We start from the raw sequence: 840 nt of genomic DNA, 5'->3' as shown, positions 1-840 counted from the left end.
GTTGCTGGCCGGCCGGGAGGGCGAGGTCGGGATCGCGGCGGTGAACGGTCCCTCTGCCGTGGTGGTGTCCGGCGCCGAGAAGGCGGTGGAGGAGATCGCTCAGGTGCTGGCCGAGCGTGGGGTGCGTACGCGTCGTCTTCGGGTGTCGCACGCCTTCCATTCACCCCTGATGGAGCCGATGCTGGCGGAGTTCGGCGCGGTGCTGGGGTCGTTGACGTTCGCTGAGCCGTCGATCCCGGTGGTGTCGAACGTCACCGGGCGGGTGGCGGAACCGGGGTTGCTGGCCGACCCGGCGTACTGGGTGCGGCACGTGCGGGAGGCGGTGCGGTTCGCCGACGGGGTCTCTGCGGCACGTGCTGCGGGAGCGACGGTCTTCGTCGAGGTGGGTCCCGACGCGACACTGACGGCACTGGCCCAGCAGACCCTCACCGGTGAGGAGGTCTGCGTCAGCGCTGCGGGGAGGATGCGCGAAGAGCGCACCGGCAAGGCGTCAGGACGGCACGGCATGGCACCCGGTGAGGTCGGTGGCTTCGTCTCGGCCCTGGCCCGCTTGCACACCTGTGGCGTCACCGTCGAGTGGTCGGCGTACTTCGCCGATGTGGCGACGCGGGACGTCGACCTGCCCACGTATGCCTTCCAGCATGAGCGCTACTGGATCACCAGCGGCCACGTCCCGGGAGACATGAACGCCGCCGGCCTCGGCACTGTGGACCATCCGTTGCTGAGTGCGGTGACGGAGGTGGCCGGTGGCGAGTCGATGCTGTTCAGTGGGCGGTTGTCGCTGGGTGCGCAGCCGTGGTTGGCCGATCATGTGGTGAACGGTGCGGTGGTGTTGCCGGG

At 69.9% G+C, this 840-nt stretch carries 1 protein-coding gene; it reads left to right on the top strand.

Going from position 1 to position 840, the window contains the following annotated elements:
* The coding region (locus tag IEY93_RS37550; protein ID WP_189167895.1) for an acyltransferase domain-containing protein at positions 1–840 on the top strand (840 nt) is incomplete at both ends.

It is taken from the genome of Sphaerisporangium melleum (genome assembly GCF_014646695.1).
Taxonomy (GTDB): Bacteria; Actinomycetota; Actinomycetes; order Streptosporangiales; family Streptosporangiaceae; genus Sphaerisporangium; species Sphaerisporangium melleum.
This window is presented reverse-complemented; position numbering and strand designations above follow the sequence as displayed.